Below are 24,403 nucleotides of genomic sequence, written 5' to 3' on the forward strand. Positions count from 1 at the left end.
ATTTTGTTTCAGCTACGTTAGCAACCTGTTGGTTGTGTAGACTTCGTATAAGGCGGAGCAATGTCAAAAAGTCCCACGCAGAGTCCGATAGTAAGTGCTGCTTTGTAGGGTTCAGGACGCGGTTGCGCTTTTGCCAACTCTTTCATCTCTTGTTGGGAAAGTTGCAGGTCGGGAATTGGTAAATACATTTCTCCATTAAACTGCATATCAACATGTACATCGAGCAGTTTTAGTGGCGCAAACAGGTTGTTAAGGCAGTTTATAGCTATTCGTTGTTCACGTTGCGGCGGGGTGATTGTGGAAAATTCGGCCTCGGTTAGATGAACGAGATCAGCCGTGATTGTTCCGTCAGTAAGAAGTATAAGGGCATCCATCGACGTGCTTTCATGCGTGATGGCCATAGAAGGATAATCTCGATTGAACAGCGCTTTTACTGAATCTGCAGCGATAGTTTCTTCTTCGTGGCGTTGGTAAATATGGAGCGTTTGCGGGGTGCCGAGTAACGGTGCCTGCTTGAGAACACTTAGCGGAGAGAGTGATGCGCTGCCATTTATCAACAAAGCTCCTGCGCTTCCCGTGAGATAATAAACAACAGACAATGAGCGGAGGTAAAGACCGTCTACATCCATCCTTGCTGCTTCTCTTGGCAAAAATCCTGCGCCGTCCGGCGTAATTTCGTAATACATCCCAACTCCTCCATTGTGCAGAATAAATGCATGAATGTCAGCGCTTTGAAGTTAGCTATTTAGCTATCTCAAGCGCTATTCTTCATACAAAATCAGATCGTTAACAGAGTACTGATCATACGTAACCGTACGACAAAGTGCAGGGCTGGGCAATTGGTATTTCGAAAACGGGAATATGCTGTGCTTTTTACAAGTTAACATAATCACATAGGCCGGACAAATCCGTATTGAGAGAGTGTTGTATTGCTATGGTTAGATCGTTATTTCCAAGAAGCAGGAATATTGTGCGAGAGTAAGTCGGGCATATCCTAGAGCCTTTCTCGTTAGTGCAACGATTACTCTAGGATAGTGCTAGATTGCGGCTAGTGAGGTAACAAAAAAAGCTCCCCACCGCACAATACGATGGGGAGCTTCGTTCAGTCTGAAAATAGCCGAGCGGCTACTTTACTACATAAGGTTTTTACCTGCCATGAAGGCTGCGTAGTTGCCAGCCCACATTTTAGCAGGGGTTACGTTTTTAAGTGCGCTTAACCAGCATTCTTTAGGCAGTGTGTTGAATGGTGCTACGGTGCTGAGGGCACCGAGCATTACAACGTTAGCACTGCGGCCAGTTGAATCGCCAAGTTTGATTGCTTCGCTGAGGATGTCGAGCTTGATTACGTTGTAGCCTTCTACAAGCTCTGCAATTGCTTCATCAGAAGGGTACTGCTCAGCATCAAAGCCCTGTGGAACGATAGCTGTGTCGGCGAAGAGGATTGTTCCGCCATCTTTCAGCATACCGAGGAAGCCCGGGCGCAGAAGTTCACTCTTTTCCATCACGATAAGAGCATCAGCTGTGCCTGGAATGATCTGCGGGCTGCGAACATTACCACATGCAAAGGTGGAGATAACTGGGCCGCCCATCTGAGCCATGCCGTGTGTTTCACCTTTGATGATGTTTTTGTCGCCGTAGCCTGCGGTGAACGCGAGCTGAGCGAGAACCTTACCGAAGAAGAGGTTACCCTGACCACCAACACCACGGATGGAGAGAGAAAGGCGCTCTGGGCGTTCTTCATCAGAAAGGGCAGGTACAGTGATGTCCTGTGGAGGCTCAGGGAGCTCAACAGTTGTTTTCTCTACCTTCACATCGCTAGGATCAACAACGGAGATAGCACCTTTTGGACACATCTGCATACATGCCGGAGTCTGGGATACACAACCGGAACAGATGTTGTTCCATACTGGCTGACCGTTTTCATCAAGGCTCAAGCCGGAACAGATGTTACATGCGCCACATGCGATACATTTTTCAGTATCAACAGTGAGCTTCTGACCGTAAGCAGATTTTGGCACTTTACGGATACAGGTACCCTGAACAACGAGGGTGGTAAACTTGCCTTCTTCTGCATCTGCAAGTGCTTTGCGTAAGCTCTTTCTAATTTCTTTGTAGTTGTATGCACTCACAGCAACAACATCAGTGCCCTGAGAACGGAGTGCTTCTGTCATCACAAAGCGGTTTTCATCGCCTGCGAGGTTAACAGGGGAGCTTGGGCTTGGCTGACCGCCAGTCATAGCAGTCCATTCGTTGTCGAGAAGAACTTTAACACCGGCTACGTTTCTGAATACAGCGTTACGGGTTGCGTCCATGCCGCTGTGACATTCGGTACCGTCACCAATGAGGCTGATACATTTGCTTGCGGATTCAGGCTTGGAAAGAACGTAGCCAGTACGTTTGCTTTCACTTGCGCCCATTGCAAGGCCGGTATCGAGTGCGTTCATGAAGTAGAGCAGAGTGTTACAGCCGATGTCTCCAAAGATAGCTTCAAGTTGACCGCTCTTTTTCATGCGGGATGCAACCTGAGCAAACAGACGGTAAGGACAACCTGCACAGATCATTGGCGGACGCGGTACTGGCTGAGCAGCAACAGTTTTTGTGGTGATGTCTTCACCAAGGAATGCAGCAATGCTTGCTGGAGTCCATTCTGTTACTTTGCTGAATTCAGGCTTGCCGATTACTTTTAGGCCGGCAGCTGCACATTCGTCCTGTAAGTAGCGGTAGCCATCATCCAGAACGTATACATCACCTTCAATGGATGCACAGAAATCTTTAATTTTCTGCATTGGAAGCGGGTTGGTGAACCCGAGGGAGAGTACATCGATGTCATTGTCGTACAGCTCTTTGTATTCTTCCATGTACAGAGCGTTTACACCGTATGCGATAACGCCGCGTTTGCCGTTGCCTTTAATGTGAACGTTGAGCGGGCTTTCTTCGATGTACTTGGTGAGTGCAGGCATGCGCTCATCCATAACGCGGTCGTAGTTGATGCGTGCAAGGTTAGGCAGTGCGTTAAGCTGCTTCATTGGCGCAACTTCTGCGATATCGCGAGTCTCGGTCTCAGCAAGTGTTACCAGACCTTCACTGTGACAGAGTACGCCACTTGGCTGGATAATTACTGCGGTGTTGAACTTGCGTGCAAGGTCAGCCGCAATTTTGGAAGACTCGTACAGTTCCTGATGATTACGAGGTTCAAATACAGGAACAAAAGAGCTTTTGTATAAAAGATGCGGGTCAATTACGTGCTGAGTGGAGCTTGGGGTAAAGTCTGTTGCTACATAAAGAACAAGACCACCGCGAGGAACGGAGAAGGTTGCAAGGCTTGTGAATACGTCACCAGCCTGGAACAGTCCCGGAATTTTCATGGTTACAACACAGTCGCGACCGGCAAGGGTGTGGCCGTGTCCAACGCCAAGTGCAACAGATTCACTAACGGACCAGCCAACAGTGATCATGTCCTGAACTTGTGACAAGCCCTTGTCGATTACTTCAGAACTAGGAGTCCCAGGGTAGCCGTCTACAGCATGGATGCCATTGCGTACGCATCCAGCAGCAAAGGCGATGTTCCCCTGCAGGACTGTTTTATGTCCATTTTCCTCAGTACATAACTTTTTCATAGCATTCATGGTTTACTCGCTCGTAATTGAAATAAAGTAATGGTGCTGTGGGTTGTGTGTTTTACTTAGGCAGTAAAGAAAAACACGTAACACAGCAGAGTAATTATCTGAGTCTGTGTTCTCAACACAAATCGTGTAAACTTTCGTTTGATTAGTCATTACACAGGTGTTGTATTTATACAAGATTACAGTGCGTTAAAAGAGCACCAATATGGCGGAAACCTGCGGTTGACGCCGACAGCAGGGAATGTGTCCCTTTGCATGTGCTTGCTAAAAATGTGGAAATTAGTTGTACCGAAAATTACAAATTTGTCCAGCATAAGACTCTATCTGTCGGTTTTTGATAGAATTAGGAGTGTTATGCTGTCTGCAAAAGATAGTGTTCTGTCTATGCGCAGTTGTACTTACGTTGATAGAGTGAGTAGGTGACTTCAAAGTTTGTATGTCTACCATGTTTCAGAAGGAAAAATACAGTTAATTAGAAAATCATCAACATATTGAAGTAGTTCTATCTAATGTGTTACAAAAGAAACTTCTTGTTGCAGGTGCAAAACAAAAGCTTTCTGATGATGTCCCGTGTTGCGAGGGGGAGCAACGCATAACACCACTTTAGAGGATTCACCCATGCCTATGAAATTCTGTACTGCCATTGCTGTGTTGTTAACGTTAGTAATCGCACAAAGCTGTCTGGCAGAGGTTAAAGAGTTTAAGTGTGTTGCAGTGCAAAGTGAGAATGTTCAAAAGACAAATATGCGTCGCATGCGCGCAATCGTTGTGGTGCCGGAGGCTCATTTGCTTTCGAAAGAGGACTTGGTAGACACAGCGAAAGCCGCTGCGCTTGATCTGCATAATCAGAGTAAAATGCAGGTGATAGTAGTAAAGCTCTATCCTTCAAAAGATTATGCAGAGTTTTTCCCGCAGGTTCTGGATATGACCTATGCGCCGGAAGCAATTGGTTGGGACGGAAAGCCCGCCGCAACTTGGGTGGGATATATTGCAGACAAGATGCCGACAGAACGGGAAATGTTTCGTATTCGTACATGGATTCTGGAACAATCAAAAAACAAGCAGACTATTCTGGATCGCAAACAAGATCTTGCTAAAAGAATGGATATTCCTGTGGATGACGTATTCTTCCCGATCTTTAAACTTGTGCCGTGCTTTATGGAAAACAATGGATAACGAGACGTGTTTTTCGAATTATGCGATGCGTATATGCAACAGTAAACGTTGCATATGCGCATCTTTTTTGTTCACTGCAATATTGCGGGCGACGCTAAAAAGCTTGTGGATACAAGAGATCGAGGCTATTTCAGTGGGATACTAACTATGAGACACACAAGCAGGAAACGCTCGGATACGGCGTGATTCTTGCATTTTTTCGCTCAGGAGAATGTTATGACTAACACAGAGACAACTACTGAAAATGAAGGCTTGGAGCAGATTACTCAACTCCAGAAACGCGCTGTAGAGTTTGCTGAATCCGGTATGATGGAAGAAGCACTTGAGGCTGCAATGATCTGTATTGGATTGCAGGAAGAAGTTGCGCCTGAAAACATGCTTCTCAGAGCAAAGCTTATTCAGAATGCGAGCCGCATTTTATTATATACTGGTGACATGGATCAGGCAGAAGCCATTGCTAACGAAGGCATTCAAATTATGCAGACTGCAGAGGGCACTACTGCGGATGACATGGCACATGCATTCCTTAACCTTTCTTCCATTCTTTATGCGAAGAAAGATCTCGACAATGCAGCACTCGTGCTCATGGAAGCTATTAACATTTGGACAACTGAAAAGGGTCATGACAGCGCAGAAGTAGCTGACTGTCTTGGCAACCTCGGACGTCTGCGTGAAGAGCAGGGTAAACCTGAAGAAGCTATCGAACTGCATCAGCAGGCGATTGATATTAAAAAGCAGGTTTACGGTGACCACGAGCAGACCGCATTTTCACTCATGAACAAAGGTCTTGCGCTTATGCTTGCTCAACAGCTTCCAGAAGCAAAAACTGCGCTTGAAGAAGCTATTGAATGCTGTAAGCGTATTGGTCAGGAAGATTCTGAAATTGCTAAAGCATGTCAGCAAAACCTGAACATCTGCTTGGAGCAAATGAAATAGCTCTAGCTGAACTTTGAACCGCGAGCCAAGTCTGTTTATGGAGTCTCGTGGCTTAGATATCCTACCTTTCTGATAGTAGAAAAGGCTGTCCTTCATACGAAGGCCAGCCTTTTTTTATTGAAAGCCTATTTCTAACGTAACGGAAAAGGTCGTGATGTATAAGCCGCGTGATGTCATAATCAACGGGCTGACCCCGCGAATAAAAGTCTTTGGAGATTCCTAAGAACCTTTCTACTCAGAAAGGCTCTTAGGCCGCCGGAGGCAGCCCGCTCTTGAGCGTCACCGAAGACTTATCATAAGCCCACCACATAAAATCCCTATAACATGTTAATAAAAAACTAAAAAAAGTGTATGTCTTAGTATGCAAATAATTTTCTTATAAACCACAGTTGGTTGGGGCGTGCATGAAGAAACAAGTGGTTGTTGAAGGCGTTATGAAGTTTGTCTGTTTGATCTTTGCAGCAGTTGCGTTGAGTGGTTGTTGGAAGGTGGGACCAGACTACGTTGCACCGGATCTTTCGGCCTTCCACGGTACAAAGTGGAAGGCGTGCACTCCAATGCTGCAGCCGGAAAGTACAGCTGTTCACTGGTGGACGCAGTTTAACGATGCAGAATTGGAACGGCTGGTCGATACATTACTGACGCAGAATTTTTCTCTCAAGATAGCTCGTGCTCGGATAATTGAGGCGCGGGCGCAGCGCGGTGTAAGTCGTGCTGATTTACTGCCAAAGGCGTATCTGGGCGGCTATGGGCTCAGAACTCGTGCCGCGGAAGATGCTCAGGGACTTATTGGGGTGCCGGGTGGTATTCAGACAAACTTGTTTGCGGGTGCAGCCCTTGCAAGCTGGGAGCTCGATTTATGGGGGCGTGTACAACGCCTTGTTGAAGCTGCTGACAGTACTATTGAGGCAAACCGTGCAGCGTATGGGGATGCGGCTGTATCACTGGTGGCCGAACTTGCACTTGCCTATGTTGATTTGCGTACTCTGGAGTCTCGTATCCGGATATTAGAACGAAAAATGTTATTGCTGAAACAGCAAGCCCAACTAACTGGCTCGCGGTTTAACGCTGGAACGGGAACGCGTCAGGATTATTTGCAGGCACAAACCGTTGTCCGGCAGGAAAAAGCACAACTGCATGCATTTATTCAGGCAAAAGCGGTTGCAGAAAACAGTATTGCGGTGCTGCTGGGGATGCCGCCGAGTGAATTTTCCTATGCTGAGGGCTGTCAGCTTGCTGTACCTGTGGTTGCCGGTATGGATGTTCCGGCAAGCCTGCTTTCACGTAGACCGGATGTACGTCAGGCTGAGCAGGAATACGCCGCAGCTGTAGCCCGTATTGGTGCAGCAGAAGGAGAGCGTTACCCTAAAATTTCGTTGGGCGGTGTCTTAAGCTTCCAGTCGACTGATTTCGAAAAGCTGCTTCATGCAGACACTCTTGTATATACATTTGGTGCTGGCATTTGGGCTCCGGTTTTCACTGGTGGACGTATCGATGCACAGGTAGCAGTGCAGGAGTCTCTAGCAGAGCAGCGCAAGTTCCAGTTGCAGCAGACGGTTGTTGAAGCAGTTGCAGAAGTGGAAAACAGTGCTGTCGGCATTGCCGAAACAAGACGCCAGGTTGCGGAACTATCATGTGCTATGCAGGAGTTGACGCAGGCTACGGCTCTTGCCGGACAGCTGTTTGCGGGGGGACTTGCAAGCAAAGATACGGTTGTGGCGCGGGAGCTTGAACAGATAGAAATTGAAGATGCTCTTGTGGTTGCAAGTCAGCAGGAGCTTGGTGAGGTCATACATCTGTATCGGGCACTCGGCGGTGGCTGGGATGTGGCTCAGAATAATTCGAAGGCTGTGCCTACTAATGATGTGGAGCGCATAGGTAATGGAAACAGTAACGCAGAGGTTCGTGCTGATAAGGAGCTGATGAATGAATAAGAAAAAGCTGCTGTTGATCTTACTGCTTGTCTGCATCGCACTTGTGTTTTGGTGGTATTTAAATCCTTCCAAGCTGGTGAATAATAAAAGAGAAGTAACCCTCTACGGTCAGATTGACTTAAGAACTGTACAGCTGTCGTTCAGTGAGCAGGAATATATTGAACAAATGTACGTGGATGAGGGCGATGTCGTTAAGGGCGGGCAGGTGCTTGCTGTGCTTAAGAAAGATCGCCTCGCTGCTCAATTGCAGGAAGCAATTTCACGTGTGGAGGCGCAGGAAGAAGTTGTTCAGCGCCTTACAACAGGTTTGCGTCCGCAGGAGGTGTTGCAGGCTAGGGCAAAAGTTCAGGCTGCAGAGATTCAGTTGAAAAATGCACAGGCGTTGCTTCGTCGTGTGAAAACCACAACGCCTTCCGGCGCAAGTACACGTCAAAGCCTTGATGATGCCGTAACCTCGGTGAAGCTTGCTCAGGCGGAATTGGCGATTGAAAAAAACGGATTAAGCCTCGCTGAGGAAGGTTATCGCAAGGAAGATATTGCAGAGGCCAAAGCAACGTTGAAGGGATTGAAAGCATCTGTAGATTTGTTATGGGTTCGCATGGGTGAATTGAAGCTTGTTGCGCCAGTGAATGGCATTATTCAGAACCGCATTGCAGAGCTTGGTGAGCTTGCTTCCCCATCGCGTGTAGCATTTACCCTCGCTGTTACAGAACCTAAGTGGGTGCGCGCCTATTTACCGGAACCTGAACTTGGACTCGTGATGGAAGGTATGAGAGCTTCCGTATATTCGGACTCCTTTGCAGAGCCTTTCAAAGGCTGGGTTGGTTTTATTTCACCGCAGGCAGAATTTACGCCGAAGCGAGTGGAAACAACAGAGTTGCGAACACAGCTCGTATACGAAGTGCGGGTGTGGGTGGATGATCCAGATAACAGACTAAAATTGGGGATGCCTGTGACTATTGCTTTGGATACTTCTTCCTCAGTAATCCCTGATGCTGATCCGAAGCCAGACAACGGTTCCCGGAGCCAGTAACTCTATGCCGATGCAGGAAGTTCAGGCAGGGCAGCCGCTGTTATTGGCGGAGAATATCCGTGTTGTTTTCAAACCCAAAAGCAAGCGTCCTATTGTTGCGTTGGATGACTTGAGTCTGAGTGTAGAAGCGGGAAGCGTTACTGGGCTGGTGGGGCCGGATGGTGCAGGTAAAACAACCTGTCTGCGTCTTGCCGCAGGACTACTTGTTCCACAGTCCGGCAGTATGACTGTGCTTGGCTACGACGTAGTTCAAGAAGCAGACGGTATGCGTTCCAGAATTGGCTACATGCCTCAGCAGTTCGGGCTGTATGAAGATTTAACAGTTCAAGAAAATCTGGACTTGTATGCAGACTTGCAAGATGTGCCGATGGTAGCCCGAAAAGAGCAGTTTGCGCGTCTTCTGGATATGACTGATCTTGGAGAATTTACTCAACGACGTGCAGGGCAGCTCTCCGGCGGTATGAAGCAGAAGCTTGGGCTTGCGTGTTGTTTGGTAAAAGTGCCTGAGCTACTTATTTTAGACGAGCCGACAGTAGGTGTTGATCCTGTTTCGCGGCGCGACATCTGGCGCATTGTGTACCAGCTGGTTGAAGAAGAAGGCGTGGGGGTAGTTGTATCTACAGCGTATCTGGACGAAGCTGAACGCTGTAACGAAGTTATTGTTATGCATCATGGCGTTAAGTTGGCAGAAGGGACGCCGCAAAGTTTCTACAGCAGAGTTGAGGGACGTGTTTTTTCTATAGCACCAAAAGCTCCGCAAACCGCGCGCACGCTGCATGGCGAGATGTTGCAACGGGGTGATGTTGTGGATGCTTCTATTCAGTCCGGTGTGGTGCGAGTTGTTTTATCAAAAGACAGTCCTGTACGGCCTCAAGCACTACTTTCAGAGGACAAGGCTCACCAAGAGATTTCAAAATTAGACTTGGAGCCGGTGCCACCACGTTTTGAGGATGTCTTTGTAGATATGCTTCATCAGGACGGGGCTGCTATTGAGAAGCCCGCTGAGGAGAAGTCAGTTGAAATCGTGCATGGTCTGGAAAAACAGGTCATAGCGCGAAAAGAACCGGCTATTGTTGTGTCGAATCTGTTGAAGCAGTTCGGTGCATTTACAGCGGTGCAAAACATTTCTTTCTCCGTATGTCGGGGTGAAATCTTTGGGCTGCTTGGTGCCAACGGGGCGGGTAAGACCACCACATTCCGTATGCTGTGCGGGTTGTTAAAGGCTTCCGGTGGCGAAATCAATGTGGCTGGTAACGATATGCGTACGGCACCGTCAAGAGCACGGTCTCGTATCGGCTATATGGCGCAGAAATTTTCTCTCTATCAACAGTTTACGGTTAAGCAAAATTTGCGTTTTTACGGCAAAGCCTACGGCTTGCATCGTTCGCACTTACAACAGCGGCTGGATTGGGCGCTGCGTGAGTTTGATATGGAAGATCGTAAGAATGCGGTGACGCAGAGCCTGCCTGCTGGTTTTAAGCAACGGTTGGCAATGGCGGCTGCAATGTTGCACGAGCCGGAAATTTTGTTTTTGGATGAACCTACATCCGGTGCAGATCCGCTTGCGCGGCGCGAATTCTGGGCGAGAATTAACAAATTCTCCCGTGAGGGAGTAACAGTCATCGTCACTACGCATTTTCTGGAAGAGGCAGAATACTGTGACCATATGTTAATTATGGCACAGGGGCAGCAGCTTGCAGCGGGAACGCCTGCTCAAATTAGAGAACTGGCAGTAAGTAAAGAAACTCCTGATCCGACAATTGAGGATGCATTTATTAAACTAGCAGGTGAGTAGAACAGGAAGGAAATACACGCATGGCAGGACTATCCTATTTACGGCTCCGTGGCTTTATCCGAAAGGAATTGCTGCAAATTAAGCGAGATCCCAGTAGCATTTTGTTGGGGATTGTTATGCCAGTGGTACTGTTGCTTATTTTTGGCTACGGCGTTTCCTTGGAGCCAAACAATGTGCCTATTGCGATTGTGGTCGATTCACCAAGTCAGGTGACGCAGGATTTGAAAGCACGTTTTCAGCTATCCCGTTACTTTTCGCCGGTGACTGTGCATTCCATGTCGGAAGCTGTTCAGCTTATGCAAACAAGTGAGGTGGACTGTATCATTCATGTCCGCTCAAATTTTTTATCGCTTTTGTTATCCCGACAAGAAGCACCCATTCAGCTTATTCTCAACGGAATAGATGCGAACAGGGCACGAATTATTGAAGGCTATATACAGAATGCCATAGGCTTGTGGGCGCAACGAGCTGCAATGCAAGCTGGTGTAGAGTATTCGCCTCCGATTATGATTGAATCGCGCATTTGGTTTAATGCAGCGGCAACTAGTACGTATTCTCTTATCCCCGGACTGCTGACACTGATTATGACGCTCATAGGCACGCAGTTAACCGCACTGGTTATTGCTCGAGAGTGGGAGCGGGGAACGATGGAAGCACTGTTAAGCACGCCTATCCGGTCAAACGAAATTCTTTTAGGAAAGTTGGTGCCGTACTATGGTCTTGGTATGATAGGCATGGGCTTTTCCATTCTTCTTGGAGTCTTCTTATTCGATGTTCCGCTTAGAGGTTCTGTCTTTCTTCTTTTTCTTCTGGGCAGTGTGTTTTTGCTCGCATCACTTGGGTTCGGGCTGTTTATTTCCTCTGCCGCTCGTATTCAATTTGTGGCGGCAATGGGGTCCGTTTTATCCGCATTCCTTCCGGCATTCTTTTTGTCCGGCCTCATGTTTGATTTAAAAAGTACGCCTAAAGCCGTTCAGTATATAAGTACCATTGTGCCGGCAAAGTACTTTGTAACCATTACGCAAACCTTATTCTTAGCTGGTAATGTCTGGTCTGTATTGATTCCGGCAAGCCTTGTGCTGGTTCTTATGAGTGTTGTCCTGTTGTTGATTGCACGCAAAAAGTTAGGACGTAGGTTGCCACAATGATCGAAATGCTACAGCGGATTTGGACTCTCGTAGTCAAAGAATTTATGTTGATTCTGATTGATCCGAAGAGTCGGTTTGTCATCATCGTACCGCCGATGTTTCAGTTTGTTATCTTCAGCTACGCGGCTACATTTGATTTACAGAACGTGGAGTATGCCGTGTTGGATGAGTCGAAGACTGAGCAGTCCCGCACGTTGCTCAACCATTTTAATGGATCACCACATTTTGAACTGGTTCATACCTTAGATACCACAGCACAGATTCCAGAACTGATTAACACACGAAAAGTTCGTCTTGTGCTTCATATTCCACGAGATTTTGCAGACAAAATCATCAATCACGAAACGGCAGTCATTCAGATTATAGCAGATGGGCGAAATTCAAACGTTGCTTCTGTCGCACTTGGGTATGTTCAGGAAATTACGCAGCAATATGGTACATCCTTGCAGACAGAGCTTCTTTCATCTGGTCTGCATACCTCGCTTGTTAGCCGTGCATGGTTTAACAGGAACTTGGAAACACGTTGGTACATTGTTTCATCACTGGGTGGGATTATCAGTATGGTTATCGCCATGCTGCTATCAGCGCTTTCGGTAGCTCGTGAGCGAGAATTCGGTACGTTTGATCAGCTTCTTGTTGCACCGTTTCAGCCATATGAAATACTTATCGGCAAAGCTGTACCATGTGTTTTTTTTGGACTGGCTGACGCAATGATCTTGTCTCTAGGCGCTTCTTATTGGTTCGACGTACCGTTCAGAGGAACAATTTCAGCACTCATCGTTGTTCTTCTTGCCTTCTTGGTTGCAGTTGTAGGTGTGGGGCTATTTATTTCTTCCATGTCTGTAACCATGCAACAGGGGCTACTAGGAGCGTTCGTTTTCATCATGCCGTCGGTGCTTCTTGGGGGATTTACGACGCCCATAAGTAACATGCCCGAGTGGTTGCAGACAGGTACGCTCATCAATCCGCTCAGATATGTTGTTCAGGCGCTACGTGAGATTTTCCTCATGGGGGCAGATCTGTCCGTTACATGGCATTTTATCTGGCCGTTACTTTTAATATCTGCCGTCACCATGCCCGCCGCAGCTGTTATGTTCAGGCTTAGGACGCAGTAGATTTTTGTTTTGCCTCCGGCGGCCAGAGAACCCTTTTGAAAAAGGGCTTCTCTGGACTCTCCTAAAACTTTCATTCGCGAGGTCGCTCCGTTGGTTATTGAGTTATGCGGCTTATGCGTCATTACTTTTTGTTATATTTAATCAAGTACTCTTAAAGAGGATTATGAAACAAAAAATGCTGCCCTTCATATGAAGGGCAGCATTTTTTTCTTAGTTAAGTTAGTGGTGCGTCAGCCGCGAGAAGTCATATATGACGTGGTGATCTCGCGAATAAAAGTTTTTGGAAGGGGGTCTGGGGGAGAACCTTGTTTCAACAAGGTTTCCCCCAGCCGCCGGAGGCAAAGAAGTATTACTTAGCCGACGCCTGAGAGGATGTGCCGAGCCAAATGGCGGTAAGGGCTAGGAGACCACCTGTAAGTTCCATAATGCCTGCTGGTCTCGCAAAGAAGATGATATCCCAGATGAACGATAGCGCTGGCATGATGAGGATTGTTAATCCTGCCTGAGAAGTCGGGATGCCCGGTAAGCCGCGTGAAATAAGCAGCCAGCCTATGGCCTGACTTATGAGTCCGTAGAGGAACAACCACATGCCGTCTGTTGCTGTTGGAATAGCAATGGAGGTGGAGTTCCACATAAAGAAAATCCCCATGCTGGCAGCGGAGGCAAGCGAAACAAGCGCTACAACTGCAATTGGAGATACTTCTGGGCTACGCATCTGGATGTAGCGAACCATGAGAGTATAGAGCGCGAGCCAGAGCGCTGCTGCAAGCCCGAGTCCGATACCGGAGAATTCACTTGTAAGGAAGCTGTCGAGTGTAATGCCGATGAGCATGCAGAGTCCTGCAAGTGCAAGCGGTACGGCAAACACAAAGCGAGCTGTAAGGCGTTCTTTGAAGAACATCCAGCCTGCAATGGCAAGGAAGAACACCTGAAAGTTGATAAGAATTGTTCCGACACCGGGACCCAGAATGTTAATGGAGCGATGCCAAGCCATGAGGTCCAGCGTAAGGAACAGACCACCAGCACAGAGCAGACCGGAGTGTTTCTTAAGCAGGGGGAATAGCGCTTCTCTACACTGAACTAAAGAGAGAGCAAGCAGGCAGGTGCCGCCAATGAAGGTTCTGTAAAATGCAGAAACGTCCGGACTTGTGGAAGCAAGTTTTGCAAACACAGCGGAAAAACTAATACAAATTGCTCCTGCTACAACGCTAAGCAGGGCGGAAGAAGAATTTGAACGGATCATTATGTACACTCGTTATTTGTACAAAACATTATTAGGGTAGAAAAAAGAGTATCGTACCTTGCATGTGACAGCGCGCTTTAACATATTAAATTGGGTGGAAATTTAAATAAGGTAGCCTTGCAGGAGTACAGTACATCAGCATTTTCAAGAAAACGTAAATAACAAACGCCAACAGCTATCAAAGTATATGATAGCCGAAATCGCGCAGTATCAAGAAAGAGCGCAGAACACAATCTAAGATTAGATGTGCAAGGAGAATATCCTAGAGGGTAATTTTTAAGATAAAAATTATCTCTATTTTAAAGGTGGTTAGTGTGTTGTACGTAAGAGGGGGGGACGGTTTAAATCTTACCACCTATGACTGCCCTGAGATGGAGAGCATCCTAACAAGAACCGAGATGGTCTGATTCATAACACCTCAGGCGAGCGGCATAGAATGGGCCATGAAACAACTTTCTGGAGAGGGTGGCTTTTAGTTTGTCAGAATAAAAGTAGGTGTAAGAGTGGGATGAGCCACCGAAAGTCGCAGAAAAAATAGTTAAAAAAGAGACGGGCGTAGGTTATCTAGTTGAAATGGAAAGACAAAGTGCAGTAGTTGAGATGCTAGGCAAGGTAAAAGTAATCATTACAGACTTTTCCTTGACCTTTATCTATAATTGAGAGTAAAAGACCCATCTCGCATGCGCCTGTAGCTCAGCTGGATAGAGCAGCCGCCTCCTAAGCGGCAGGCCACAGGTTCGACTCCTGTCAGGCGCACCATTTCTCTATAAAAGAGTCTAGAAAGTTCTTGTTCTACAAGGACTTTTTTTTATGGTTAAACAAATATCGAATAGACATAGTTTTTGCTTTCGCAAGTTTCAAGTAAAATCTTTAAACTTGGGGGCAAACATATGAAAAATACTGTCGAATCTGCGTGGAGCCTATACAAAGAGCTGAAACTGCCTTCCATCCGTAAACCAAAAACTGACATTCGAGTATGGGAAATGCATATTGCCCCGTACTTAGGTGCCAAAGAATTGGATTCGGTTAAGAGTATTGATATTCTTCTCTTACGAAAAAAAGCAGAAGCTAAAGGACTAAGTCCGCAGTCTGTTCATCATATTTTAGGGCTACTTCGAAGAATCCTTAGAAAAGCGATTCAGTGGGAATTATACCCAGGCCCTTTGCCAATCTTTGAAATGCCGAGAGTGAATAATGATAGAACAAGGTTTCTTACAAGAGAAGAATCGTATGTTCTATTGTCAGAGCTAAAACGTCGCTCCGATCTCTGGCATGACATCAGTCTATTCGCACTATCTACCGGATTACGTTCCGGTGAAATTTTCAACTTACTTCCTGAGCATATCAATCTTTCAGCAAAGACTGTCGCTGTAGTAGATACTAAGTCAGTCAACCGAGTAGTGCCGTTAAACGGGGCTGCTCTTGAAATCGCTGAAACTTATCTCGCCCGTAATACGGGATCATATCTCTTCACTACTATATACGGAAATAAAATTCAGTTTGCAGGTAAACTCTTTAGACGCGCTGTCGAAGCCTGCGATTTAAATAACGGCATTAAAGATCGTCGTCAGCGCGTCGTTTTTCATACACTACGTCACACATTCGCATCTTGGTTGGTCCAAGGGGGCACTGCAATTGCTGTGGTAAGTCAATTGCTTGGTCATAGTGACATAAAAATGACTATGCGTTATGCCCACTTAGCCCCTCATCAAGGACGTGAAGCAGTAGCGTATCTAAATGACTATATGCAAAACAGCGTAACGTCAAGACTGTAATTTGAAGAAATAGTAAGAAATTTAAGCATGTTGTATGTAATAAATAGTGATAGGGAGTGATAAATAGTAATAGAGAATTAGAGGGTAGCAAAAAAGCGATAGGTAAATAGTAGCTATCGCTTTTTTGCTACATTTTGGCCAAGTCATAGGAGGATAAATAGAGCTGAGCTGGCTTACGATTAAATAAGCCATAATTGTCATCTCTAATGAGTTAACAAAATTTCCTATAGTGCACTTGACCTAGAAGGTCCTCCAACATGACTTCCAGGAAGTAAGTTATCGTTACTAGTCTGCGTAAAAAGTGAACTAAAAATTTAAATGAATTAGAATGCTTGAAAAAACAGCAACCTCTTGTCATGAAAGGGATATCTTATTTGAATGGTGGTCGTATGATAGACAAGATGAAAGATGCATTTTTGCAAGCAGCGGTTAGAGCGGAGCAATATTTATCTAGTGAAAAAGAATTGTTGTATGGGGTATCATTAATTATTGCAGGGACTTGTTTTGGGTGTGGTGTGGGGGATGTTCAAAGTTTGGTGGCTGGTAGTGGGTGTTCGTTACTTGTTAATATGGTTAGTAATGAAAAAAGTTATGGATATGAACACGTTGCGCAGAAGCTGACGACTGATGTTGTCGAGAGAAAAATTAGTGAAAAAGAACTGCTTGATGCCCTTGAACTGCTTTATTCAGTCCTTATGCAGAGCGGTGCATTGGCTGATAATGAACCTAATGTGTTGAAAGTAAAAGGTATTATAGAAAAAATATTTTCAAATAATGAAAAGAATCAAGAACTTGTAGACTCAGTTTGTTTGCAGCTTGAAAAGGGAACTATCATTACTCGAAGCACTCTTAGGGAGATTGAAATTGCGCTTGGGGTAACTAAAGAAAGTACAATTTATAAAAAAATTGAAGCATATAATAAATTGCCGCGACGTCCCGGTCAGGCTGCACTTATTTGGGAGTATTTAGCTAAGACTGGGATTATAAATGATTTGCAAGGGATGGTGGCTTAAATGACGAGTAAGTTGAGAGAACTAACGAACCCTTATGATCACAATACGCATATCTTAAAACGTCGTGAGTTTGCAGGTCGTAGTGGTTTGTTAGAAGAATTCGAAAATGTTTTAGAAGGATTTGCCCAAGAAAGGAAGATTCCAAATTGGATAATCTCTGGCGATAAATCTATCGGCAAGTCGTCGTTGTTACATCAATATCGTTTGCTATTACAAGATTATGGTTTTTTTGTATTTCATCATGAAGTTCCTGTTAGTGATTCCGTTTGCGAGTTTCAGTTTTTTAAAGAAGTCTTTGATCATATTTATTCAGAAGTTGATCCCATGGAAGAGGGATGTCTTTCTGCATTTCAACAAGAAATATGGTTTACTTTAACCGAAAGTTTAGATGCTCATCCTTCAAGCTACTTAGAAAGGGAGCTCAGGTTTCCGACTCTTTTTTCAAGCTTCATTTCTAATAACAATACTAAGCTTTCAATTAAGTCATTAGAAAAAGATTTCATGAAAGTAGTTCAAGCTCTATCTCAATCTGAATATGAAGGGCTTGTTATCATTGTTGATGAGTTTCAAGAACTTTCAAAGAACAACACACTTCTTTCCTTTATTAGGCAATTAAGTGAAAATATACCACGATTAAGCGTTATTGGCGCTGGTCTACCTTCAATGCTTTCATGCAGTAATTTTGATAAGTTTTGTCGAACAGCTAAGTCCCAAATTTTAGATGGCCTTAATCCCTCTGAGGCCTTAGATTTAGTGCTTGAACCGCTTAGAAAGAAAGCGCGCTTATCAAGGTACGAAGCGCTGTCATGCTTTGATAAACAGGCCTTAAATGAGGTTGTTACTCGAAGTAACGGAAATCCATTACATATTAGAGTGTTATGTGCAAAAATGTTTGAAGCATTTAGTAATGATTTAGCACTAAAGCGTCTCACTTTGAATCGTGCTGTGATGGATTCAGTAATGGAGTATTATTCAAATATTTCAGAAAATAGCCGTAGAATAAAAATGGCGCTAGAATCTTGTAGTTTCGATGACCTATCATCTTTTGCCTACATTTATAGGTATCAGGGAGTTGGTATTCGCTCGATCTTGTTGTTAGAAAATGCATTTAACCCATTGTCAAGCGATGTTCAGTTTCAAACTCGAGATCTGTTTTTTGATAAATTTGATGATATTTATAAACTCTCGCTCTTTAGTTTCAAAAGTGACTTGCTGCTTTCAACTATTCGTAACTATTCTCCTGCAGAGCTTGCGAGCATTGACTATAGTTTTATCGGTGATGCAATCGATAACCTTTATGTATCATATGTCTACGAAGAAATTATGGGTGAGCGTCTGACGATAGAAGAGCATTCAAAGTTTGAAGATCGTTTGGCTAATAAGTTTGCTTTGCTTCTATATAATGAACTGCTGCCTCAAAAAATAGAGATTGAGTTAATTGATAGAGAAGGGGTTTTCCATCGTCTTGGATATGGTTGCAATAGTGGCGTAGGTGAATTTGTTAGTGATACTAAGAGATTGGCTGATATTGATACAGAAAAAGATTTTTCTTCTAGTGTCAAAGAAAAGATCAACTCAATTACAGCGAAGCACTCTTTAGAGCTTCCGGCATATTGGGCTTCTCTTCATGGGTATTGTGGCTATTATGCAGCGCGTGCAGAATTAACCGTTAAAGGCAAAGATAGAACTGTGTTAGTGTTGTGTCCTGTTAAAGAGGAGCATGAATGTAAGGTCGTTTATGATCAAGTCGAAGACTTTGCATCAAGTATTAACTATCAGTTTGATCAGTATCTTTTAACTGTTAAAAGCGTTATACTTTCTTGGGTTCCTTATCGTGCGTTAACTCCGATTTTAGTGCTTGATAGAACCGATAGCTACGATCAGGTCGAAGAGATGATTCGAAAGAGGAATTTTGATTCTTGTGCAATAGTGCTAGAGAAAATATGTCAGTGGAGTACTAGGCTTAAGGACAAGATTCCCTATACTCATGTAGATGATGTTAATAATCATGGCTTTTGTTTAATGAACTTAGAGTCCTTTGATAGAGCAAAAGAAATGTTTGATCGTTGTGAAAGCAAGTGCCTAATCTCAAAATTAAATCTTGCTTTCATTGCATTAAGAAAAAGTGATTATAAGCAATCAAAACAGATGTATAAACGTTTAATCTCAAGATTTAAGAATGATGATTTTGCTAAATGCATTAACTTAGCAATTGTTGGTCAGGGTTATCCTATAGAACAAACTGTTGTGGAAGATGTTAGCTGTAAAAACATAGCAGCTTGGAATGCTGCTCTAGTTAGTGCTCTAATGCAAGAGCCTCATCATATTGCTAATGCTATCTTGAAGAAGGAATGTGCCTTGAGCGATGCAGAAAAACTTATTCGATTAAGGGTGTCAGCTTGGCTAGCATTTTATCGAGGAAGAATTAGTGATGCAGTTGAGTGTTCTTCAAGGTTAATGGAACAAGCAGTTGAGGGACACTATTTAAACGCAGATGCTCAAAGGGATTTTCAGCATTTTTCAAAAGCATTACCGATGGGGGAAGGACAACTAGTCTCCTAGCATGATCTTTTTAGGTAAATTTATTTTGTTGAACGACTAAGCAGGTGCTAGTCTCCTTGATTTTGATGTTACTAATGATAAATGTGATTATTTGTGGCTTGTGTCATAAATTGAACATAAAGGCTCTAGCGATATAAGTTAGAGCTTTTTTTTTAGACAATCATCATTAGAGCGTTTTGATAAGTAATAGTAAACAATAGACAGTGATAAACAATAAGATACTGTAGTGATTAGTGATAAATAGTGATACATTACATATAGTTATCGAAAAATATTTTTAATTATGCTTTACTCTTTTGGAGTCCGAAGGCAGGACATGTGAACTAGTCCCACTTTTCAAGTGGGACTAGTTCACGGCCTGCCACCTGAAGGTGGGGAAGAACTTATTCGCCTACAGGCTCAACGTAAGAAAAAGGAGTCGTAATTTAGATGAATAAAAAATCTCCGGAGAAAGTCCGTAAAGTCTGCATGAAGTCGTACATGACTGAATCAGAACGTGACCGCATTGCAACTTTGGCTGAACAATGCGGTCTTTCTGTATCTGAATTTATACGTCGTGTTGTACTAGGTCTGGAAGTTAACTCCAAAATAGATAAAGAAGCTTTTTTAGATTTGCTGAAAGTGAATGCTGATCTTGGACGTCTAGGTGGTTTGTTTAAACTGGCACTGACGGAGAAGGTGCAAAAAGTGATGAGCTACAAAGATATACGCAGGATTTTGTATCAGATTGAAGACAGACAGGAAGAGCTTAGGCGACTGATAGTACTCGCTGAAAAGGTCATTCTGAAGCGTTCTTCAAAGAGGGTGAAGTGATGATCTCAACTAGGCAGTCTTCCCCTAAGCCTAAAAACGATGATTATGCACGTTTAGCTAACTATATTGCTGACGCTTCTCATGAGGGCGAAAAGTGCCTTGCCACATGGAACGCAGGATGTCTTGCCGATGATGACTATCAATTGGGAATTTCAGAAGTCATAGCAACGCAGGCATGTAATGAACGAACCACTAAAGAAAAGACCTATCATCTTATTGTGTCCTTTAGACCTGAAGATGAAAGCAAACTTTCGACAGATGATTTTAAAGACATCGAAAAATGTTTTGCTGAAGTTTTAGGTTTTGAGGAACACCAGCGTCATTGCGGTGTTCATATTAATACTGCCAATCCTCATATGCATGTTGCCTACAACATGATCCACCCAGAAAAGAAGACACGGCATGCTCCTTACTATGATTACTGGAAGCGAGATGAGTTATGCCGCAAGCTTGAGAAAGAATACAAAATTACAATTGATCCAGGTAGAAAGCGGCGGCAAGAGCTGCATAAATATGTCGTGGATAAAAAGAACAGTATCCTTCCTGCTGTGGCCGCAGCACGAACTTGGGAAGATATTCATGCTTCAATGGCTAGTTATGGGCTGTCGGTGTCGTGTAAAGAAGAGCTTTTGATTGCGCCGTTCGAAAAAAACTCAAGAGGGAGCAGAATTGTAGGGCATGACGTCCATGTGTCTTTGAATAAGCAAAAACTCGAAGAACGTTTAGGAGCATACCAGGCGAAGAAAAAATTCTATCCTGCACAGGAAGAGTTTATTCCGAGTAGTCAGGATGAGCAGAGGGATAAGAATGAAAAAGCTGAGGTCATGGAGGCATATACAGGGCAGGAAAGTTTCGATGGATATCTTAAGCGGCATAAAGACATTATCGATTCTGCACGAGCATCAGCATTATCCTGGCAGGAATTTCAAAACATTCTTCAGGACGAGTTAAATATCACCATCAAAGAACGCGGACGCGGGGCTGTTGTTGCCGATTTGGGAACAAGAGGAAAGAGTCAACCTCATGCGAAATTGAGCTGCTTAGGGCGAGAGTATTCCAGGGCCAGATTGGAGGCTGATTTTGGGAAGCTGGAGAGACTGAACGAAGGGCGGAAGAGTACCCCTAAAAAGGGGTACGAGAGCAAGCCCCTTCATCGTGATCCGGAGCGAGGGAAATTGTATCAAGAGTACCAACTAGGCATTAAAAAGCGGAAAAAAATGTTTGAACAGCAGAAGGAGCAAAGAAAGCAAGAAGCAAGTGAACAGAGGCTTAAATGGAAAATAAAAATTAAAAAGTACCGGATCGATAGTACGCTGAACTGGAAAGAAAAAAGGTACTTAGTCAACGCAATCAAGGCAGAGCAGCTCCGCCACGAAGAATTGCTCAAGAAAAAGTATGCGAACCGGCGCGCCAAAATCAAAGAGGAAATCCCATATGGGAACTGGAATGAGTTTTTACGGCAAAAAGCAGAGGCCGGTAACATGGAGGCATTAGCTGTCCTTCAATCCTCAAAGACGAAAGAGAAGGCAGCCCATAACGAGCGCCCAGTAGATAATCTTTTGGAAGGAATGACTTATACAGTCGATAACGAAGGTAACATAACCTATAAGCTTAAGAATGGTGGTGTAGTACGAGATTGTCGTAAGGACATTTATGCGAGCAGCGATGTAGAAGCTAAGAGATTTGCAGAGGAGTTGAAGAATAGAAGGTTTACTCGGAAGCATATGCGTTAATTTAAGCCTTATAAGTGTGAGAATGATACGGAGATAATGTTTGTATGTCGTGTGTAATATATTGAAAAGTAATGTTTAATTTATTAAGTGTAGTCCCTTTGAATTTATATCGAATTACTGAAGAGAGGGGATGTGTTAAGTTCTGAGGGGTTTCCATACTCAAATCTCTATAAAGCTATAAAAATGATTGTGCCTGGGTATAAATATTTGAAAATGGCTAGAGAATTAGTTGAGATAGGTAATAGTAGCCAATGCAACAAGCTCAGTCATGAATTGAAAAAAGTACTTTGTACTTTGTCAGGAAACGATAAGGTTCCTGTTCTCCGGATGATGTATCGGCTTGGATTGACAGACTTTATCCGAAATAAAGAGAGTTTTTTTGATGAATTACAAAAAGAAGACAATTTGGTTTTGCTAACCGAAGTGTGTTCTCAGTATATTAAAACAAGTAATTGGCTTGAATGTAAAAAGAAGAGTGCGCACTGTTTAAACAAGATTGTAAGTAATTGTGAGAATGAATTAGGAGATAGAAAGGACGAAATATATATTGCTCTTGAACACTTGGTTCCCTTACTTTGTTTTGTTGTTTTTCTGCCTATAACAAATGTTGAGAGAGTTACATTAAGTGGATTGGAACAGATACAAGATAAAGTAGATTCTTTTGAGTCTTCAATTAAAATTATTGAAGATCGATTAGAAGAGTTGTCAAAACACTGTGTTAATGGTGATTTGGTAAGATATGATGTTTCTTGTATTAAAGGAAGAGTGTTTTTAAGTGCACTTCATTTTTTAATATCAGATAATATCAAAAAAATACTATGTAAGGTTATACAAACTAAAGTCTCAACGAATTATTTTAAAGAGGTTGATTTATACCTTAAGAAAAATTCTACTGAAAATATATTGCAAGATGTCTTTAATGCAGCGATGGAGTTGAGAGATGATGGGGGGCGAAGTGTTAATCAGATGGCCAGTCAGCTTGAAAGCTTATTTTATTTAATCCTTGTAATGAAGTCAGGTTATCTTGAAGTTGCAAGAGAAAAACAGTTGCAAGCGAGAGAAGCTGCTAAAAATTATTTTGAATGCGACTACTTTGATGATGAATACAGAGATTTAGATGCTATGATGTCTCCGCTTCTTGATAAAGAATATAAACCAGAAACAATATCAAGGTACTATTACGAACTGGATGGGATCGAGTCAGGTTTTACTAGTGACGGAGCTGAACAAGATGTTTGCATGTTAGCGTACAATGTTTTTAAGACATCAAGTTCTTTCCCTTTTATCGATAGTTCTTCTTCGTTTGATTGTATGAAGCTACTACAGCAGGAGTTTGCAGATGCCAGAACACGAGCGGATTCTCCCGCTTATGTGTTGATAATAAATGATGATTTGCATGTGAGTGCTTCGAAGAAATTGGCTGCGTTTTTTGTAGATGTTGCCTTCGTGAATAAAACAAAAAATGATACTGCTCTTAGGATTATGTCAATTAATGATTTCAAAATGTTAGAGTTTAAATTGAAGGTTTTTACAGGAGGCGATGGCAGTGCAAGATAGTTATTTTTGGGAAGATGATGTGTTGCGTACGGTAAAGGCGGCCATAGTCGCAAAACGCCCTTTATTAATTCGTGGAGAACCAGGGATTGGAAAAAGTTCGTTAGCCCGTGCTGCAGCATTAAAATTCAATCGCTATTACATTTCGACCGTTGTAACAAGCAAAACTGAAGCCAATGATCTGTTGTGGTATTATGATGGTGTGCAGCGATTAAGCGACGCTCAAATCCAATGTGCTTTCGAGTTAGTAGAGGATGGTTCTCATACTTTATTATCTCGAAAAAATGATATGTTAGCATCAAAAAACTATGTTACTCCTGGCGTGTTGTGGTGGGCATATCAACCATTTGATGCTTTAACACGTATTGAGAAATGTTCATCGGCGTGTCTTCCTTCATCAGCTACTTTGAATGAACTAAGAATACTGGATAGACAAAACAGTAAGAAAGGTTGGGTGGTCTTAATTGATGAAATTGATAAGGCAGATTCAGATGTGCCTGATTCATTGTTGGAAGCGTTTTCTGAAAATCAATTCACTGTTCCGTATCTTAATGAGCCTGTGTGTCTCGATAGCTCTATCGAACAGCCTCTTGTAATAGTAACAACCAACGAAGAGCGTCAGTTATCTGCTGCATTTTTGCGTAGATGCTTCGTCTTAGAGATGAAGCTGCCTGACGGAGATGCTGGGATTCAGTGGCTTTTAGATCGTGCGACTGTCTATAATAATTTCGGGCTATCAAATGATGAACTATATCGCGTGGCATCTATCATAATAGAGGATCGCCAAATATATAGAGCGAATCATCGCCCTGGTCTTAGTGAGTTTTTAGATTTAGCCCAACTTTTAGCAGCCTATAAAGAGGAGATTGGGGGAATTAATATATTGCAAGATAGCTCGATGGTTAAGGAGATGTTTTCATTTGCAATTCATAAAGATGTAAGCTGATAGA

General features: G+C 43.6%; 17 protein-coding genes and 1 tRNA gene. 15 read left to right on the forward strand and 3 right to left on the reverse strand.

All coding sequences use genetic code 11. The features are described 5' to 3' along the window. Positions 1–17 precede the first annotated feature (17 nt). On the reverse strand, positions 18–686 hold the full coding sequence (locus tag BUR09_RS16220; protein ID WP_074217993.1) for a hypothetical protein: 669 nt from the start codon (positions 684–686) through the stop codon (positions 18–20). Between the two features lie 447 nt (positions 687–1,133). Continuing rightward, positions 1,134–3,626 carry a 2-oxoacid:acceptor oxidoreductase family protein gene (locus BUR09_RS16225; protein WP_074217994.1) on the reverse strand — a complete coding sequence of 831 codons (2,493 nt, stop codon included), beginning with the start codon at positions 3,624–3,626 and terminating at the stop codon, positions 1,134–1,136. 615 nt (positions 3,627–4,241) lie between these two features. Here BUR09_RS16225 and BUR09_RS16230 point away from each other — a divergent pair. The 7 genes from BUR09_RS16230 (at position 4,242) to BUR09_RS16260 (ending at position 12,760) form a co-directional block, all read left to right on the forward strand. Further along, positions 4,242–4,799: a DUF4875 domain-containing protein gene (locus tag BUR09_RS16230; protein WP_074217995.1), complete on the forward strand. Its 558-nt coding sequence runs from the start codon at positions 4,242–4,244 to the stop codon at positions 4,797–4,799. A 216-nt stretch (positions 4,800–5,015) separates the two neighbouring features. After that, on the forward strand, positions 5,016–5,735 hold the full coding sequence (locus BUR09_RS16235) for a tetratricopeptide repeat protein (RefSeq protein ID WP_074217996.1): 720 nt from the start codon (positions 5,016–5,018) through the stop codon (positions 5,733–5,735). A gap of 404 nt (positions 5,736–6,139) precedes the next feature. Beyond that, complete coding sequence (locus tag BUR09_RS16240) at positions 6,140–7,669, forward strand: efflux transporter outer membrane subunit (protein WP_074217997.1); 1,530 nt, start codon at positions 6,140–6,142, stop codon at positions 7,667–7,669. Continuing rightward, a complete protein-coding gene (locus tag BUR09_RS16245) occupies positions 7,662–8,702 on the forward strand; it encodes an efflux RND transporter periplasmic adaptor subunit (protein WP_074217998.1) in 1,041 nt (346 codons plus the stop codon). Before BUR09_RS16240 ends, BUR09_RS16245 begins: the two co-directional genes overlap by 8 nt. Further along, positions 8,662–10,497, forward strand: a complete 1,836-nt coding sequence (locus tag BUR09_RS16250; protein WP_245796754.1) for an ATP-binding cassette domain-containing protein — start codon at positions 8,662–8,664, stop codon at positions 10,495–10,497. The genes BUR09_RS16245 and BUR09_RS16250 overlap by 41 nt, the downstream gene beginning before the upstream one ends. A gap of 20 nt (positions 10,498–10,517) precedes the next feature. After that, the gene (locus BUR09_RS16255) at positions 10,518–11,645 is read left to right on the forward strand and encodes an ABC transporter permease (RefSeq protein ID WP_074218000.1); all 1,128 of its coding nucleotides are present in this window, start codon (positions 10,518–10,520) and stop codon (positions 11,643–11,645) included. After that, a complete protein-coding gene (locus BUR09_RS16260; protein WP_084539535.1) occupies positions 11,642–12,760 on the forward strand; it encodes an ABC transporter permease in 1,119 nt (372 codons plus the stop codon). Before BUR09_RS16255 ends, BUR09_RS16260 begins: the two co-directional genes overlap by 4 nt. A gap of 349 nt (positions 12,761–13,109) precedes the next feature. Here BUR09_RS16260 and BUR09_RS16265 read toward each other — a convergent pair whose 3' ends face one another. Next, positions 13,110–14,003 carry a DMT family transporter gene (locus BUR09_RS16265; protein ID WP_074218001.1) on the reverse strand — a complete coding sequence of 298 codons (894 nt, stop codon included), beginning with the start codon at positions 14,001–14,003 and terminating at the stop codon, positions 13,110–13,112. Between the two features lie 682 nt (positions 14,004–14,685). Between BUR09_RS16265 and BUR09_RS16270 the strand changes: the two genes are divergently transcribed. From BUR09_RS16270 to BUR09_RS16305, 8 genes are all read left to right on the forward strand, one after another. Then, positions 14,686–14,762: transfer RNA gene (locus BUR09_RS16270), tRNA-Arg, on the forward strand. Positions 14,763–14,893: 131 nt separating this feature from the next. Beyond that, positions 14,894–15,778 carry a tyrosine-type recombinase/integrase gene (locus BUR09_RS16275; RefSeq protein ID WP_074218002.1) on the forward strand — a complete coding sequence of 295 codons (885 nt, stop codon included), beginning with the start codon at positions 14,894–14,896 and terminating at the stop codon, positions 15,776–15,778. A 389-nt stretch (positions 15,779–16,167) separates the two neighbouring features. Then, entirely contained in the window at positions 16,168–16,791 is a 624-nt protein-coding gene (locus BUR09_RS16280; RefSeq protein ID WP_074218003.1) for a hypothetical protein, read from the forward strand. Then, the gene (locus tag BUR09_RS16285; RefSeq protein ID WP_074218004.1) at positions 16,792–19,353 is read left to right on the forward strand and encodes an ATP-binding protein; all 2,562 of its coding nucleotides are present in this window, start codon (positions 16,792–16,794) and stop codon (positions 19,351–19,353) included. A gap of 429 nt (positions 19,354–19,782) precedes the next feature. After that, positions 19,783–20,166, forward strand: coding sequence for a plasmid mobilization protein (locus BUR09_RS16290; RefSeq protein WP_074218005.1), 384 nt, complete (start codon positions 19,783–19,785; stop codon positions 20,164–20,166). After that, positions 20,166–21,899, forward strand: a complete 1,734-nt coding sequence (locus BUR09_RS16295) for a relaxase/mobilization nuclease domain-containing protein (protein WP_074218006.1) — start codon at positions 20,166–20,168, stop codon at positions 21,897–21,899. The genes BUR09_RS16290 and BUR09_RS16295 overlap by 1 nt, the downstream gene beginning before the upstream one ends. Positions 21,900–22,031: 132 nt before the next feature. Continuing rightward, entirely contained in the window at positions 22,032–23,456 is a 1,425-nt protein-coding gene (locus BUR09_RS16300) for a hypothetical protein (protein ID WP_074218007.1), read from the forward strand. Beyond that, positions 23,446–24,399, forward strand: coding sequence for an AAA family ATPase (locus tag BUR09_RS16305; RefSeq protein WP_175566057.1), 954 nt, complete (start codon positions 23,446–23,448; stop codon positions 24,397–24,399). The genes BUR09_RS16300 and BUR09_RS16305 overlap by 11 nt, the downstream gene beginning before the upstream one ends. The last annotated feature ends 4 nt before the right edge of the window (positions 24,400–24,403 follow it).

Origin of the sequence: Halodesulfovibrio marinisediminis DSM 17456 (assembly GCF_900129975.1) — a bacterium.
Lineage (GTDB): Bacteria > Desulfobacterota > Desulfovibrionia > Desulfovibrionales > Desulfovibrionaceae > Halodesulfovibrio > Halodesulfovibrio marinisediminis.

What these genes read in the sequence shown, in the direction of transcription:
- BUR09_RS16240 (WP_074217997.1), top strand. Translation starts at nt 6,140, where the DNA reads ATGAAGAAACAAGTGGTTGTTGAAGGCGTTATGAAGTTTGTCTGTTTG.
- BUR09_RS16290 (WP_074218005.1), top strand. Translation starts at nt 19,783, where the DNA reads ATGAATAAAAAATCTCCGGAGAAAGTCCGTAAAGTCTGCATGAAGTCG.
- BUR09_RS16275 (WP_074218002.1), top strand. Translation starts at nt 14,894, where the DNA reads ATGAAAAATACTGTCGAATCTGCGTGGAGCCTATACAAAGAGCTGAAA.
- BUR09_RS16230 (WP_074217995.1), top strand. Translation starts at nt 4,242, where the DNA reads ATGCCTATGAAATTCTGTACTGCCATTGCTGTGTTGTTAACGTTAGTA.
- BUR09_RS16260 (WP_084539535.1), top strand. Translation starts at nt 11,642, where the DNA reads ATGATCGAAATGCTACAGCGGATTTGGACTCTCGTAGTCAAAGAATTT.
- BUR09_RS16235 (WP_074217996.1), top strand. Translation starts at nt 5,016, where the DNA reads ATGACTAACACAGAGACAACTACTGAAAATGAAGGCTTGGAGCAGATT.
- BUR09_RS16265 (WP_074218001.1), bottom strand. Translation starts at nt 14,003, where the DNA reads ATGATCCGTTCAAATTCTTCTTCCGCCCTGCTTAGCGTTGTAGCAGGA.
- BUR09_RS16255 (WP_074218000.1), top strand. Translation starts at nt 10,518, where the DNA reads ATGGCAGGACTATCCTATTTACGGCTCCGTGGCTTTATCCGAAAGGAA.
- BUR09_RS16295 (WP_074218006.1), top strand. Translation starts at nt 20,166, where the DNA reads ATGATCTCAACTAGGCAGTCTTCCCCTAAGCCTAAAAACGATGATTAT.
- BUR09_RS16250 (WP_245796754.1), top strand. Translation starts at nt 8,662, where the DNA reads ATGCTGATCCGAAGCCAGACAACGGTTCCCGGAGCCAGTAACTCTATG.
- BUR09_RS16225 (WP_074217994.1), bottom strand. Translation starts at nt 3,626, where the DNA reads ATGAATGCTATGAAAAAGTTATGTACTGAGGAAAATGGACATAAAACA.
- BUR09_RS16245 (WP_074217998.1), top strand. Translation starts at nt 7,662, where the DNA reads ATGAATAAGAAAAAGCTGCTGTTGATCTTACTGCTTGTCTGCATCGCA.
- BUR09_RS16220 (WP_074217993.1), bottom strand. Translation starts at nt 686, where the DNA reads ATGTATTACGAAATTACGCCGGACGGCGCAGGATTTTTGCCAAGAGAA.
- BUR09_RS16280 (WP_074218003.1), top strand. Translation starts at nt 16,168, where the DNA reads ATGATAGACAAGATGAAAGATGCATTTTTGCAAGCAGCGGTTAGAGCG.
- BUR09_RS16285 (WP_074218004.1), top strand. Translation starts at nt 16,792, where the DNA reads ATGACGAGTAAGTTGAGAGAACTAACGAACCCTTATGATCACAATACG.